Here is a 14,924-nt window from a genome sequence, read left to right on the forward strand (position 1 = left end):
GAAGGCTCCTTTTTGTAGCTTTTTTTATTTTCTGCTTCCAGTAAACTTCACTTCAGGTTCCTTCATGTAAATCCCCGCAACAGGACTTCTTGCGATGCAAAATGGCCCTATACAAAAAACGTATGGAGGTCGATCTCTTGAAAACAATCAAATTTGAGGTCAACGGACAGGAAACGTCTGTCACCTGCCCGCCCAGCCTGCCGCTGCTTGACGTATTGCGTGATGAACTGCAATTGACCGGCAGCAAGGAATGCTGCGGAAAGGGAGAGTGCGGTTCATGTACTGTCCTTGTAAATGGTGAAGCCGTCTGCTCATGTCTTATACTGGCGGGTCAAGTAGAAAATGAAAGCGTTGTCACCGTTGAGGGAATTGGGCAAACAACAAGCATGGATCCGATCCAACAGGCTTTCTGCGACGAAGGAGCCACGCAATGCGGGTACTGCACACCGGGATTCATTGTCATGGCCAGGTCGTTTTTGGACAGCATCGATCATGTTCCGGCAGTAGATGAAGTCATGAAGGCATTAAGCGGAAACCTTTGCCGGTGCACCGGATATACGAAGATCATAAAAGCCGTACAGACCGCTGCAAAGAAACAGTCATTGAAGGAAATTCCCAATTGAATGAATTCAAAACTGCGGGCATCCTGCTTGCAGCCGGCATGTCCAGCCGCATGGGACAGTTAAAAGCACTGCTTCCATGGGAAGGGAGAACCCTGATCCAATACCAGATTGAGCAGATGAAAAAAGCGGGTACTGATGAAATAATCGTGATCCTTGGTTACCAGGCGGAAAGGCTCCAAAACATCATATCAGCTTTTCATGTAAAAACAGTCATAAACGAAAAATATGAGCAGGGAAAAAGTTCATCCATCAGAAAGGGAATTTCCAGCCTTCAAGAAGAGGCGGAGGGGATTTTTATTTCTGCCGTAGATCAGCCTGTCCCTGCAGGCGTTTTGAATAAAATGATAAAGCATCTGAAAGAAACCGGGGCAGCAGCTGTCATTCCGATATACAAAAATAAGCGGGGGCACCCTATTTTGTTTCATGAATCCATTAAGAATGATCTGCTGCTTATTAATGAAGAGACACTGGGACTCAGAGGTGTAATCAGCAAGTTTCAACAGCAAACTGCTTACCTGGATGTGAATGACCCATCCGTTCTTTTCAATTTCAATAAACCGGAAGAATATTTTACAAGCGACAGGAGGCTTCAAATGAAAGTATCCGAGATTGATGTGGTCACACCAAAATCAGTGAAAGAATGCCTGTATTTTTTAAGTGATAAGGAGAAAAGGGTCCGCCTCTTAGCCGGCGGAACGGATGCCGTTGTGCGGATGAAAGACGGCATTGGGAGGCCCGAAACCTGGATCAATATAAAGGGAATGGACTCCCTTCGGTACATTCGCGAAGAGAGCGACGGGATCCATATCGGGCCGCTGACGACACATACAGATATCATCCGTTCAGCGCTTCTATGGGAAAAAGCCGATGTACTGGCATCCGCTTCAAACGAAGTGGGCGGGATCCAGATTCAGAATATGGGGACAATTGGAGGCAACCTGGGAACAGCATCGCCAGCAGGCGATACGATTCCTCCCCTGTTTGTGCTTGATGCCCAAATTGAGCTTAGCTCCCTTCATAGTAAGAGGATTGTCCCAATTACAGAGTTTTTTAATGGACCCGGAAATACTGTTCTGCAGCCGGGAGAAATGATTACGAACATCATCATCCGCCCTCAGGCGGAAAATGAAATTGGCATATTTGAAAAGCTGGGCCCTAGAAAAGCGCAGTCCATTTCGATCGTCAATGTGGCCATCTCTTTGAAAATGGGCGAAGGGCCGCGCGAGTGCCTTGAGGGAAAAATCGCCTTTGGTTCGGCAGGGCCTACAATCATCCGGGCAGCCAAATGTGAAAGGATGCTCAGCCTGGGCCCTCTCTATGACAACACAATCAGGGATATAGCGGATATTGCCTGGAAGGAAGTCATGCCGATCACGGATGGAAGGGCAACGGCGAAATACAGAAGAAGCATGGCGAGCGCTTTATTGGCAAGAGGATTATATCGGTTGATGAAAAGGTGGGATGAGAAATGAGCCGACAAATGGAGGAAATTAAAAAATCCGGCACAGATAAAAAACTGAAATGGGTCGGCAAACCGGTCAAAAGAATTGACGGCCCTGAAAAAGTGACCGGAGAACAAAAATATATGACAGATTACCATTACCCCAATATGGTTTGGGGTAAAGTCCTCCGTTCCAGATATCCGTTTGCAAAAATAAAGTCCATCGATATATCGAAAGCTGAGGGACATCCTGAGGTAATCTGTGTTTTAACACATGAAGATGTACCCGGCTTTAACGGATTCGGAATCGTCACGCCTGATCAGCCCGTGCTATGTGAAGATATCGTCAGATGTACAGGGGATGCCGTTGCCCTTGTCGCAGCGGAAACACTTGAAGCCGCGGAAGAAGCGATTGGCCTGATTGAAGTCGATTATGAACCTTTGGAAGCCGTGACCGATCCTGAAAGCGCCATGGTCCAGGGAGCTCCGCAGCTTCATCCCGACGGAAACATCCACAGCCATGTGGTGATCAAAAACGGTGATGTCGACAAAGGGTTTGAAGAGGCAGACTTCATCTTTGAAAATACATTTTATTCACCGCGGCAAATGCATGCATTCCTTGAAACGGAAGGCGGATGGGGGAAAGTTGAAGAGGACGGCTCCCTGACGATTCAATGCCCCGGCCAATATGGCCATCGCGATAAGCTTCAAATCGCCCGGGCCCTTGCTCTCAACCCTGAGCGCATTCACATCCATTCCAGCCCGAATGGCGGGGGCTTCGGCGGAAAAGACGAAATCACCGTCCAAATTTATTTGGCATTGCTGGCTTTAAATACGGACGGAAGGCCGGTGAAACTTCATTTGTCGCGTGAAGAATCGGTTGTGGCCGGCATTAAGCGCCATCCATTTAAAGTCACGGTGAAAACCGGGGCGAAAAAAGACGGAACTATCGTGGCCCATAAAGTTCGTGCGGTAGGTGATACAGGGGCGTACGCTTCACTTGGCGGAGCCGTTATAGCATTGGCCATAGAGCATGCCGCGGGACCATATAAAATCCCGAATGTCGATATGGAAGGTTTTTGCGTTTATACGAATAACGGCATAGCGGGTGCCTTTCGTGGATTCGGGGTCAATCAGGTCTGCGTCGGAATCGAGACGCATATTGACATGCTGGCGGAAAAAACGGGGCTTGATCCGATTGAAATCAGAAAGAAAAATGCCTATCGCCAGGGGGAAGTATCCAGTCTGGGTCATGTCGTCAAATCAAGTGTCGGCACCATAGAAACCTTGGAGAAGGCAAAAGAGTGTGATCTTTGGGCTAATCGGGACCTTTATAAATCACAGGCAAGCGAACCGTGGAAAAAACGCGGGGTGGCTCTTGCGACTTCCTTTCACGCAGTCGGAATGGGACTTCGGACTCCGGATTACGGGGCAGCCTCGATTGAGTTGTTGGAAGATGGGAGATTCAAAGTCGGCTTGGCCATTGAAGAAATCGGGACCGGCAATGGAACGGTATATGCCCAAGTGGCAGCCGAGTGCTTAAAATGTGATATCGGCAATATCGTGGTCATCCAAGGCGATACGAAGGAAACGTTGGACAGCGGAACCATTTCGGCATCGCGGTCAACCTATACCGGAGGCCGCGCCATTGCAACAGCCGCACCGAATATGGTCAGCCTGATGTCCGAAACGGCAGCAGAAATATTGGGAGTAGGTTCAGATCAAATCGAAGTCGTGGAGAATAAACTGATTGCAGCAGGAAATGAAAGCCGGTCCGTTTCCTATAGGGAGATTTATGATGCGCTGAGGGAAAAAAATCAATCGACACGGGTCGAAGGGCACTTCTATTTTCCGCGTGAAAAGAAGGAATTGAAAAATTCCGGAGGGGCGCCGCATCATTTATACGGTTATATGACCCATGTCGTGATGGTTGAAGTGGATACTTTGACGGGTGAAACGGACGTTTTGAAAGTCGTCGCCATTCCTGATGTGGGAAAGGTGTTGAATCCCCAAGGTTTGGAAGGGCAGGCGGAAGGCGGAGCCATTATGGGGATTGGCTACACTTTGTATGAAGACGTCATCATGAAGGATGGTTATCACCAAACGAGAAACCTGACAGATTATATCATCCCGACCATCCGGGAAACCCCTGTGATTGAAACGATTCCGGTGGAATCAATGGAGTCATCCGGCCCATTTGGAGCCAAGGGTATTGCAGAGGTTGTCATGATTCCGATCATTCCCGCGATTTTGAATGCCATTCATGATGCAGTAGGCGTCAGAATCAAAAAGCTGCCGGCCAAACCGGAACAAATTTTTCAGGCGATTCAGGAGTCAAAGTCACATGAACTTGTTTCGGGGTGATGCATATTGATGAGCAAACAAATGTATGAGCAGCTTTTGAAGGCTATCAAGGAACGCCGGGATGATGCCGCCCTTGTTACAATAACGAAGCATTCCGACGAATCGCTGATTGGCTCAAAGATTCTCATGCAGGAAGACGGCATCCTTTCTGGCGACGCAGTCCTGTCTAAAGGGCTTCAAACAGTGGTTTTTGATCAAGTTTTGCCGTTTTTTAAAAAAGGGGTCACAAAGGCTATTCAATTTGAATATGGGGATTGTCAGATTGAATGTTATATGGAGGTGTTTCCGGTCCCCCCGCGTCTGATCGTGGCGGGTGCCGGCCATGTATCTGAGCCTGTGGCAGAGATCGGGAAAATGGCGGGCTTTCATGTTACGGTCATAGATGACCGCCCCGAGTTTGCAAACAGGGGGCGATTCCCCACAGCAGATGAAGTTGTCTGCACTTCATATGTCGAATTTTTCCAAAACCTCCCTGTCAATCCTAATACCTTTATTGTGTTGCTTACGAGGGGGCATAAGTTCGATGTTGTCAGTCTGCAGGAACTTTTAAGGAGGGAAGAGGCTATTGAACAGGAACAGCGGACGGCATATATCGGAATGATTGGGAGCAGGCGCCGGATATCCGGGGTTTTCGAACAATTGAAAGATGAATTTTCCGATCACAATTTTACCAATATTTATTCTCCGGTGGGCCTGGACATTGGCGGACAGACGCCTGCAGAAATTGCTGTCAGCATCATGGCTGAAATTTTAAAAGTGAAAAACGGAAAAAGCGGAAATTCATTGAAGGAGAAAATTCCAAGCTACTCGCAATTGAAGTTTAGGGAGAGAGTAAAGAAATGAGCACTCTTGAATTTTTCGAAAAAGTCATGTCCATTCGGGAAAATGGGATCCGGGCAGCTGTCGCAACAATTATTCGCACAAAGGGGTCGACGCCGAGGGAGACTGGCGCAAAGATGCTCATTTATCCGGACGGCAAAATATTTGGAACGATCGGAGGCGGCTGCGGTGAGGGTGAAGTGATTGAAAAAGCCTTTGCCGTCATGGAAAAGGGGATTCCCCTCCAGCATCAGGTCGATTTGACGGAAGGCTTGATGTATGAGGATGGCGGTATTTGCGGCGGGATTATGGATGTGTTTATAGAGCCGGTGAATCAATAGAAAGACAAGGATCCTGCAGAGGGATCCTTGTCTTCTCTTAATCAGCGGAATTGTTTCTTTCGAAAAAAAGTCCCCTTTGTACGATAAAAGCACAGATCATTAAGGGTCTGTGCTTAACTTTTGGCCATTACTTATCGTCATGCTGCTCGGCGCGGGCTTTTCCGCCCTTATGGCCGATCTCTTCGTAAAAGTCTTTGTCGTGATTTTTTGAAGTGGCCTCGCCGCCTTTGCGCCCGATTTCCTTGTAGAATTCTTTATCATGGTTGCGCGCAGTTGCTTCTCCGCCTTTTCGTCCTGCTTCTTCCACTGTCATTTTATGGTTATTCTTTTTGTCTGCCATTTCGAAACTCCTCCTTTCATGTAATGTGTGACTACTCTATTAAATTCCCGGTCTTTGTTATTTAAAACATTTTTAATTTTTTTGCAGGGTGATAATGAAAAATCTTTTGAAGTTTTACAAAGGAAACAGAGGGTAGTTGCTGTATATAGATTATTGTTGGGGAGGAATTATAAAAAAATGAAAGACGAGCGTAATGCAAATGCCGAGAGCAAGAACAAACAGCTGGATACTTATCGTTCGCATGACAAGGGTCAAAAGATGACAACGAATCAGGGGCTCAAAGTTTCGGAAGATGAGTTTTCACTGAAAGCCGGAGAACGCGGACCGACACTTATGGAGGATTTTCATTTCCGGGAAAAAATGACCCACTTCGACCATGAACGGATTCCGGAAAGGGTTGTCCATGCCAGGGGATACGCAGCTCACGGAGAATTTGAAGTCTATGAATCTATGAAGAAATATACTAAAGCAAAATTTTTGCAGGAACCTGGGGAAAAAACGCCAGTCTTTGTCAGATTTTCTACTGTTGTAGGATCCCGCGGCTCCGGTGAATTGGCAAGGGATGTCCGCGGTTTTGCCACGAAATTTTATACTGAGGAAGGCAACTATGACTTGGTTGGAAACAATATGCCCGTCTTTTTCATCCAGGACGCCATCAAGTTTCCTGATCTGATCCATGCGGTCAAACCGGAGCCCCATAATGAAATACCTCAGGCAGCGACCGCCCATGATACATTTTGGGATTTTGTTGCGAACAATCAGGAGTCGGCACATATGATCATGTGGGCTATGTCTGATCGGGCAATCCCCAGAAGTTTTCGGATGATGGAAGGATTTGGTGTTAATACTTTCCGATTTATAAATGAAAATGGGGAGGCATTTTTCGTAAAATTCCATTGGAAGCCTGTGCTTGGAGTTCATTCTGTCGTTTGGGATGAAGCGCAAAAGTTGAATGGTAAAAATCCGGACTTCCATCGGCAGGATCTTTATGAATCAATTGACCGCGGTGATTATCCGGAATTTGAGCTGGGCGTACAAATTATTGGAGAAGAAGATGAGTTTATGTTTGATTTTGATATTCTCGATCCTACCAAAATTTGGCCTGAAGAAGATGTTCCGGTAAAAATCATTGGAAAAATGACATTGAATCGTAATGTCGATAATGTCTTTGCAGAAACGGAACAGGTTGCTTTCCATCCGGGAAATGTTGTTCCCGGCATAGATTTTACAAATGATCCTCTTCTTCAGGGACGGCTGTTTTCCTATACCGATACGCAGCTGATCCGGTTGGGAGGGCCGAATTTTCATGAACTGCCAATTAACCGCCCTGTCTGCCCTTTCCATAATAACCAGCGGGATGGCTACGCCCGGCAAACAATCAATGTGGGACAGGTCAGCTATCATAACAATTCGCTGGCGGGTAATACTCCTGCCGCAGCCTCTGAGGACGAGGGAGGATATAAGCATTATCAGGAGAAAATTGACGGACGAAAAATACAGGCGAGAAGCGACAGTTTCAAAGACCATTTTTCACAGGCTGTTTTGTTCTGGAATTCGATGAGCGAACCTGAAAAAGAGCATATCATCAACGCTTTCAGCTTTGAATTGGGTATGTGTAAAGAGAAAAATGTCCGGCAGCAGGTAGTGGATATGCTTTCAAATGTGGACCTGGATCTGGCCCAAACAACAGCGAAAAATGTAGGGGTCCGGCCACCTGCTGAAAGCCTGGCTCCTAAAGTTAACAAATCTTCACCGGCGCTAAGCCAGGAGAAAACGGTGAAAAAGCCGGACACTCGCAAAATCGCGGTTTTAGTCGGAGAGGGCTTTAACGAAAATGTGCCTGTAATCTTGAAAGCCTTAAAGAAAGTGGGGGCCCAGCCTGTTACTGTTGGTGAAAAGCAAGGTTTTATCAAAGGTCAAAATGGTGCTGAATTGGAGGTTGAACAGACGTTTGCCACGGGAGACTCCGTTTTGTTTGATTCAGCCTATATTGTCGGCGGTGAAAAGACCAGCCATCAATTTTTTGAGTCGGCTGCCTATTTCATAAAAGAAGCGTTTGCCCACTATAAGCCGATTGGAGCATCCTATCAAGGGAAGCAGCTGCTCGAGGAACTTAACCTGCCGAGCAATGCCGGAGTTATAACGGGTGATGCGTCGGGCGGATTTTTAGAAGAGTTTACAAAAGCCGTTGCTGAGCACCGTTTTTGGAACAGAAAAACCCTCTGAGTACGGGGCAGGGATTGATTGCCTGTCCCGTTTATTTTTCCGGCTTTTTCTCCTCGCAATTAAAGCAGATGATCTTTCCGTCTTTGAGAATTACCCCATTAAAAAAGCCATTTTCGCAATAAATTTCCTTGCCGCACGTTCTGCAATGCCCTGCCAATTCTCGCATGCCTAAACAACTCCTTAAAAAAGCACTGTTCTTTTGATAGTATAAATCCCAAAGTGGCAAGAATGAAAATAATTTGCGAGAAAGGAGTCTCTATGGGAAGCGTTAAGATTAAAAGAATCTATGATGAACCTTCATCGGGTGATGGATACCGTGTTTTGGTAGATCGGATTTGGCCGCGGGGAATCTCAAAGGAAAAGGCGCAAATTGATAAATGGATGAAAGAGCTTGCTCCAAGCACCGAGCTGAGGAAATGGTTTCAGCATGACCCTGAAAAATTTCCGGCGTTCAGGGAAAAATATCTCTCTTATTTGGAAGAGAATGAAACGTGTCAAAAGAATTTGGAAGAATTGAAAGAGCGGATGAAAAATGAGGATGTAACCTTGCTATATGGTGCAAAGGATGAAAAACATAATCAGGCAGCCGTTCTGAAAGAAGTTCTTTTAAAGTGCGAATAATAGCATTAATACAGCAGAAGAATCCATGAGCCCCTAAGACAGCTCATGGTTTTTTGTATTCATAGTCTCTCATCATTTTCATATAAATGAATAAACACGTTAAAACATAAAGGATGAAAATGATGCTAAAACTTGCAGCCAAATTCTTTGTAACCGTCACCGCACTATTTTGTCTAGTTTCCGCAATTGCTTTTTCAAGTGTAAAAATCAGTTTGCTGTCATTTATCGCCAATGACCCTACAAGAACAGAGTCTTTTCTGTATGTTATGTCATTGGAAAACCAGGCTTTAAAAAGGATTCTGCCGGAAGGGTACGAGAGATCGTTTGGGAAAGATGCATTGGAACTGTTCACGAATATCAATCTCAGAAACATGAAATCTTTTTTGATCAGCGAAATACCCGGGCTGAATGCTGCCACTCCCAAAATCATCGTGGCGGGCAAAGGAACCGATTTTACTAACCTCCCTATTGAATCCCCGCCGCCTGCCGATTTTGATATTTATGAGGGTGGGGAGGAATATACAGAGGAAAAACCGGTTGAGGATTCACAAACAAAGGATCATGCCGTCTTTATCTATTCGACACATAATACGGAATCCTTTTTGCCAATGCTTCCGGGAGTGACGGATCCAAATCGCGCCTGGCATAAAGAGAAAAATGTCTCTTTGCTCGGGAAGCGGCTAGGAAAGAAACTTGAGGAAAAAGGAATCAAAACATTGGTAAATAATAAAGACATACAAGGGATGCTAAAAAAAAGAGGCATGAGATACGAACAATCATATGAAGCTTCAAGAGAGGTAGTAGTTGATGCGATGAATCAAAATAAACAGGTCCGGTATTACATTGACATCCATCGCGACTCTCTAGGAAGGGCGGTGACCACTGCAACGATCAATGGGGAAAAATACGCCAAATGCCTGTTTGTCATTGGTGAAGCACACCCGAATTATGAAAAAAATCTTGAATTTGCCACCAGCCTGCACCACTCCATTCAAAAGAAATACCCAACTCTTTCACGCGGGGTTTTTGGTAAAACAAAGGCTGGCGGAAATAACGGAATATATAATCAGGACTTGTCCGAGAATTCCTTATTAATCGAGATAGGCGGTGTGGATAATACTCAGGAGGAATTGGACCGGACAGTTGATGTACTTGCAGATGTTATCAGCGAATACTATTGGGGAGAATCAATGGAGGTGAATAAATAGCGTATTATTGAAATAAAAAAAGAGCCTTTTTTCAGGCCCTTGATGATTGACATCACGCACATAACAATTTTCTCTTAACCAATTTGCTTTAGATGTTTACGGGCTGAAGATGTTTGTTCGCATTTGCAATTATTTACGTAAAAAGCGCTTCCTCCAATTACTGAAGTCACGGGTATCTACGCTAAAATCTAATGAATGTTACGTCTGTATAATCCCACCACTTTTCCAAGTATGGATACGTTCTGTACGATAATCGGCTCCATATTTGAGTTTTCGGGCTGGAGTCTAAAGTATCCGTTCTCTTTATAAAATCTTTTGACAGTCGCTTCATTCTCTTCTGTCATCGCTACGACGATGTCGCCGTTGTCCGCGGTTTGCTGTTGTCTGACAATTACATAGTCTCCGTCAAGAATTCCGGCTTCGATCATGCTTTCACCAATAATTTCAAGGATGAATGTTTGATCATCGGAGGGGATCAGCTGTTCGGGAAAGGGGAAGTAATCCTCGATATTCTCTACAGCTGAAATAGGCACTCCGGCAGTAACCTTACCGACAAGGGGAAGATTGACTGCGTTTTTGGCAGGGACAGCTGCATTCTCCTGATCAAGGACTTCTATGGCTCTCGGTTTGGTCGGATCTCTTCTGATCAAACCTTTGCTTTCCAATCTTGCCAGGTGTCCATGTACAGTTGAACTTGATGCCAGGCCTACGGCTTTCCCAATTTCACGCACAGAAGGAGGGTACCCCTTTTTTCTCACTTCTTCCTTAATGAAAGTTAAAATAGCTTCCTGCCTTTTTGAAAGCTTGGACATTGTTTCACACCCTTTTATATCTATTATGAGCTATCCATATTATAGCACGCGGGTTCTTTTAATACAAACGTAAGTTCGAATTTTTGTTTGACACAAACCTACGTTCTGGTTATAATGATTTTAAATAAATGCGAACAAATATTCGGGGAGAGGATATGGATGTTGTCAATCATAAGGAATCATTCTTTTATCGTCATCTTTTGTATTGTTTCAATTATAATGGGGCTTTTATTCATTTTTAACCTGGCGGAAGAAGAGCAGGCTCCCAGTATGATGGGAAACCAACAGAATGTTTATGCCGAGCAAGCACAGAACAGCCAAGGATTGATAATAAAGGAACAAGAGCTAGAATAAGTGTCCAATGGAGTGTTTGATATGAAAGTGATCATTTATTGCAGGGTAAGCACTGAAAAACAAGAGCAGGAAACCTCATTGGCCAGGCAGGAAGAGGAATTGTCGGCTGCCGCCGGAAAATGGGGCTTTCAGGTTGACTCCGTCATTCATGATCAGTCGAGCGGATATGACCTGGACAGGCCCGGGTTAATGGAAATGCTGGATAAAATTTCTTCCGGGAACATCGATGCAGTTCTGATCCAGGATGAAACCAGGCTTGGCCGTGGAAATGCCAAAATCGCACTTATACATTTTTTATTTAAGGAAGATGTCAAGCTGTATTCACTTGCCCATGACGGTGAACTTCAAGTATCTGAAACAGATTCTATGCTCCTTCATATAATAGGAATGGTAGAAGAATATCAGCGGAAGCTGCATAATATCAAAATCAGGCGCGGTATGAAAAGAGCGGTGGCAAAAGGCTATCGGCCTGAACAAAACTTAAAGAAACGCGGCAATATAAACGGAAGAGAGCGGAAAGAGATCCCGGTGGAAGAGATTGTCCGGCTCAGGCAAAACAGCCTGACCTTTGAAGAGATTGCCTCGGTCATTAGAGGTTTCGGATATGATGTTTCAAAAGCTACCGTCCATAGAAGATACCAGGAATATATGGATCGGAATGACAGCCGAAATTAAGGCGATTATTCAATACTCCTTTATTGTTTTCAACCGGTTTTTCTAGTAGTATTGACTTGCGGCAAAATGAAAACGAAGGAGTTTTTTTATGCTTTCAAAAGAAAAACTCGATAGGATCAATCAACTCGCAAGAAAAGCAAAGAGTACAGGCCTGACAAAAGCAGAGGCAAAAGAGCAGTCAAAGCTTAGAGGGGAATATTTGCAGTCTTTTCGTGCCTCTATGAGACAGACGATTGAGAATGTAAGAGTATTTGACCCAAACGGAGACGAAGTGACACCTTTGAAGGTGAGAAAAATCCAACAGGACAAGAAGTTCCATTAATGTCATAAGAAGCGGGAGCCATTCAAGTTTTCCCGCTTCTTTTTTCAAAAGAAAAAATAAAATTGGATAAAGCTTATATTCGAATGATGACATGGTATGTCTAGCTCCAGCGCCTATCGACTAGCAGACTTCGCACCTCCTCCTACGATAAGTCAACATCGGCTCGTTCCTCGCCGTGTTTCCTTTATCTCGTCGGAGGCACTCCAGTCTGTACGTCGATGGGCAAGGCGCTTATGCTTTTCTTTATGGAAAGAGTTGTTTAATTTTATCAATATCTTTATGATAAGTATGATGAACATATGGGAAAGGAAGAATCAAGATGGGAGATCATAATGTAAAAGAGCTCGATGTGCTCTCGATCAATACGGTCAGGACACTGTCGATCGATGCTATTGAAAAGGCAAATTCGGGACATCCCGGATTGCCGATGGGTGCAGCTGCCATGGCCTATACTTTATGGACAAAGCATATGGACCACAACCCAAAAAATCCGGAGTGGTTTAACCGCGATCGCTTTATTTTATCGGCCGGCCATGGATCCATGCTTTTATACAGCCTGCTTCATTTGTCGGGCTATGATGTAACGATGGAAGACATTAAAAATTTCCGCCAGTGGGGCAGCAGAACACCGGGCCACCCTGAATACGGTTATACTCCCGGAGTCGAAGCCACAACAGGGCCGCTTGGACAGGGGGTCGGCATGGCAGTAGGGATGGCCATGGCGGAACGCCATTTGGCTGCGACATACAATAAAGACGGTTTTAACATAGTAGACCATTATACATACGCGTTATGCGGTGACGGCGATTTGATGGAAGGGATTGCCTCCGAAGCTGCCTCCCTGGCCGGCCACTTAAAACTTGGAAAACTGATCATGTTATACGATTCCAATGATATTACACTAGATGGCGATCTTTCCCAATCATTTTCCGAAAATGTGGGCGAACGCTTTGAAGCTTACGGCTGGCAATATACCCGCGTAGAAGATGGAAATGACGTAGAAGAAATCGGGAAGGCCATTGAGCAGGCGAAAGCGGACAAGTCACGTCCAACCTTGATTGAAGTGAAAACAGTCATCGGATACGGTGCGCCAAATAAATCCGGAAAATCCGACGTACACGGAAACCCGCTTGGAGAAGCCGAAATGAAACTGGCAAAAGAATATTACAAGTGGACATACGAAGAAGATTTTTATGTGCCCGAAGAAGTTTATGAACATTTTGAGGAAACAACAATCAAGCGCGGAGGAAATAAAGAGTCCGAATGGAACCAATTATTTAAAGAATATAAAGCGTCCCATCCGGAGTTGGCCGGGCAGCTTGAGAATGCAGCAGAAGGCAAGCTGCCGGAAGGATGGGATAAAGATATCCCGGTTTATGAAGAAGGAAAAAGCTTGGCTACCAGGGCTTCAGCAAGCGAAATCATGAACAGCATTGCCAAGAACCTGCCTTCTCTATTCGGAGGCGCGGCAGACCTTGCCAGCTCAAACAAAACAATGATTAAAGGCGAACAGGACTTCAGTGCGGAAAATTATGCAGGAAAAAATATTTGGTTTGGTGTCCGTGAATTTGGAATGGGTGCCGCTTTGAATGGAATGGCTCTTCATGGGGGATTGAAGGTATTTGGAGGAACATTCTTTGTTTTCTCCGACTATCTCCGTCCGGCCATCCGTCTCGCCGCATTGATGGAAGTGCCCGTCACATATGTATTTACGCATGACAGCATAGCCGTTGGCGAAGACGGACCGACACATGAGCCCATCGAACAATTGGCTTCTTTGCGGGCGATGCCGGGCCTTTCAGTGATCCGGCCGGCCGACGCGAACGAAGCTGCCGCAGCCTGGAGGCTGGCGATTGAATCGGACAAACAGCCGACGGCTCTGATTTTGACAAGGCAGAATGTACCGACACTTTCAAGATCCGCGGATTTGGCGAAATCCGGAGTGGAAAAGGGAGCCTATGTCATTTCCCCGGCGAACAAAGAGCAGGCCGATGTGCTGCTGCTTGCAACCGGGTCCGAGGTGAGCCTTGCCATTGAAGCACAAAAAGCTTTAATTGAACAGGACATTGACGCTGCAGTGATCAGCATGCCGTCGTGGGACCGGTTTGAAAAACAATCAAAAGAATATAAGCAATCTATTCTTCCTTCTACGGTGAAAAAGCGTTTGGCCATTGAAATGGGAGCTTCCCTCGGCTGGGAAAGATATACAGGAGATGAAGGAGATATATTGGCGATTGACCGTTTTGGAGCTTCGGCACCCGGCGGGAAGGTGATAGAGGAGTATGGATTTACACCGGCAAATGTGGTGGAAAAAGTAAAGGCGCTCCTAAAAAAATGATGGGAACAAAGGCGGAAGCGCCTGTTTATCGACGTACAGACTGGAGCGCTTCTGACGAGATAAAGGATAAGGAAGTGCGGAGAGTGCCTGCTTATCGGCGACAAGCATAAGACGAGCGCTGAAGAAGGCGTAGTTTGCCTTCAGCAGCGATTGGCTTAATCCTTGCGCCGATGGCACTCGCAGCCGGACAACACGCGCAGCGGAGCGAAGCGATGTTGACTTATCGTAGGAAGAAGCGTGAAGTCTGCTAGTCGATAGGCGCTGGAGCTGGACATTACGTAACCTCTGTTTGAAGAGAAAGTTCAGTAAAATTTTATGCTTTCTTTAACTGCGAGAAAGAGGGGAGGATTTCCCCTCTTTTATCTTTTTGTTTGCCTAATGATATAAAAAAATTCATAATGGAACTATTCAATCGTTGCAGCTTCCTGAAAAGACCAGAA

14 protein-coding genes are annotated in these 14,924 nt (G+C 45.6%); 12 read left to right on the forward strand and 2 right to left on the reverse strand.

Features of this window, described 5'->3' with window-relative positions; translation table 11 throughout:
• Positions 1–137: 137 nt before the first annotated feature.
• Genes D4N35_RS08290 through D4N35_RS08310 form a run of 5 tightly spaced genes read left to right on the forward strand, consistent with a single transcriptional unit; the run spans position 138 to position 5,588 of the window.
• Positions 138–623 carry a (2Fe-2S)-binding protein gene (locus D4N35_RS08290; RefSeq protein ID WP_120072378.1) on the forward strand — a complete coding sequence of 162 codons (486 nt, stop codon included), beginning with the start codon at positions 138–140 and terminating at the stop codon, positions 621–623.
• Entirely contained in the window at positions 620–2,095 is a 1,476-nt protein-coding gene (locus D4N35_RS08295) for an FAD binding domain-containing protein (protein WP_120072380.1), read from the forward strand. The genes D4N35_RS08290 and D4N35_RS08295 overlap by 4 nt, the downstream gene beginning before the upstream one ends.
• The gene (locus D4N35_RS08300) at positions 2,092–4,428 is read left to right on the forward strand and encodes a xanthine dehydrogenase family protein molybdopterin-binding subunit (RefSeq protein WP_120072382.1); all 2,337 of its coding nucleotides are present in this window, start codon (positions 2,092–2,094) and stop codon (positions 4,426–4,428) included. The genes D4N35_RS08295 and D4N35_RS08300 overlap by 4 nt, the downstream gene beginning before the upstream one ends.
• Before the next feature lie 9 nt (positions 4,429–4,437).
• Positions 4,438–5,271 (forward strand): XdhC family protein, encoded by an 834-nt coding sequence (locus D4N35_RS08305; RefSeq protein ID WP_120072384.1) that lies wholly within the window; start codon positions 4,438–4,440, stop codon positions 5,269–5,271.
• Positions 5,268–5,588: an XdhC family protein gene (locus D4N35_RS08310; protein WP_120072386.1), complete on the forward strand. Its 321-nt coding sequence runs from the start codon at positions 5,268–5,270 to the stop codon at positions 5,586–5,588. The genes D4N35_RS08305 and D4N35_RS08310 overlap by 4 nt, the downstream gene beginning before the upstream one ends.
• A gap of 127 nt (positions 5,589–5,715) precedes the next feature.
• On the opposite strand, the gene D4N35_RS08315 is transcribed toward D4N35_RS08310, so the two are convergent.
• The gene (locus tag D4N35_RS08315) at positions 5,716–5,928 is read right to left on the reverse strand and encodes a KGG domain-containing protein (protein ID WP_120072388.1); all 213 of its coding nucleotides are present in this window, start codon (positions 5,926–5,928) and stop codon (positions 5,716–5,718) included.
• Positions 5,929–6,105: 177 nt separating this feature from the next.
• Here D4N35_RS08315 and D4N35_RS08320 point away from each other — a divergent pair, with 177 nt between their 5' ends.
• The 3 genes from D4N35_RS08320 (at position 6,106) to spoIIP (ending at position 9,983) form a co-directional block, all read left to right on the forward strand.
• Positions 6,106–8,154 (forward strand): catalase, encoded by a 2,049-nt coding sequence (locus D4N35_RS08320; protein WP_120072390.1) that lies wholly within the window; start codon positions 6,106–6,108, stop codon positions 8,152–8,154.
• A 258-nt stretch (positions 8,155–8,412) separates the two neighbouring features.
• Positions 8,413–8,775: a DUF488 domain-containing protein gene (locus tag D4N35_RS08325; protein WP_120072392.1), complete on the forward strand. Its 363-nt coding sequence runs from the start codon at positions 8,413–8,415 to the stop codon at positions 8,773–8,775.
• Between the two features lie 119 nt (positions 8,776–8,894).
• A complete protein-coding gene (spoIIP, locus tag D4N35_RS08330; RefSeq protein ID WP_164876318.1) occupies positions 8,895–9,983 on the forward strand; it encodes a stage II sporulation protein P in 1,089 nt (362 codons plus the stop codon).
• Positions 9,984–10,171: 188 nt separating this feature from the next.
• Here spoIIP and lexA read toward each other — a convergent pair whose 3' ends face one another.
• Positions 10,172–10,795: a transcriptional repressor LexA gene (gene lexA / locus D4N35_RS08335; RefSeq protein ID WP_120072396.1), complete on the reverse strand. Its 624-nt coding sequence runs from the start codon at positions 10,793–10,795 to the stop codon at positions 10,172–10,174.
• Between the two features lie 159 nt (positions 10,796–10,954).
• Here lexA and D4N35_RS08340 point away from each other — a divergent pair, with 159 nt between their 5' ends.
• From D4N35_RS08340 to tkt, 4 genes are all read left to right on the forward strand, one after another.
• Positions 10,955–11,149, forward strand: coding sequence for a hypothetical protein (locus tag D4N35_RS08340; protein ID WP_120072398.1), 195 nt, complete (start codon positions 10,955–10,957; stop codon positions 11,147–11,149).
• 21 nt (positions 11,150–11,170) lie between these two features.
• Entirely contained in the window at positions 11,171–11,824 is a 654-nt protein-coding gene (locus tag D4N35_RS08345) for a YneB family resolvase-like protein (protein WP_120072400.1), read from the forward strand.
• Between the two features lie 88 nt (positions 11,825–11,912).
• Positions 11,913–12,146, forward strand: coding sequence for a DUF896 domain-containing protein (locus D4N35_RS08350; protein WP_120072403.1), 234 nt, complete (start codon positions 11,913–11,915; stop codon positions 12,144–12,146).
• A 319-nt stretch (positions 12,147–12,465) separates the two neighbouring features.
• Complete coding sequence (gene tkt / locus D4N35_RS08355; RefSeq protein ID WP_120072405.1) at positions 12,466–14,484, forward strand: transketolase; 2,019 nt, start codon at positions 12,466–12,468, stop codon at positions 14,482–14,484.
• The last annotated feature ends 440 nt before the right edge of the window (positions 14,485–14,924 follow it).

This window comes from Siminovitchia fortis, assembly GCF_003605365.2.
Lineage (GTDB): Bacteria > Bacillota > Bacilli > Bacillales > Bacillaceae_C > Siminovitchia > Siminovitchia fortis.